This is a genomic window from Vibrio sp. SG41-7, from assembly GCF_014164465.1.
Taxonomy (GTDB): Bacteria; Pseudomonadota; Gammaproteobacteria; order Enterobacterales; family Vibrionaceae; genus Vibrio; species Vibrio splendidus.
In genome coordinates, this window is record NZ_JACJFF010000445.1 from 1 (window position 1) to 249 (window position 249).

Here is a 249-nt window from a genome sequence, read left to right on the forward strand (position 1 = left end):
GTCAGTTCTGAGTGAAATCATCACGTCAGTCGTTGAGAAGAAACCGTACCCGAACGTTTTTGATCTATAAACTGCACATGCTTCTTCAGGAATGGTAAGTCAAGATACCTCGGTGAACGCTTACCAAATAAGTATTGGAAAGAGCGGTATGGATACCACAAACGTTCACTCTCAGAAACAGCGATGTATCGAGTTAAACAGTTGCTAGGAGGGCAACTGAGCTTAAGAAATTACAATGCACAGGTGGGT

Annotated in this window: 1 pseudogene; it reads left to right on the forward strand. The window is 43.0% G+C overall.

The features are described from left to right. Nucleotides 1–126: 126 nt before the first annotated feature. A pseudogene (locus H5300_RS27525) lies at nucleotides 127–249 on the forward strand (IS5/IS1182 family transposase); the annotation flags it as partial.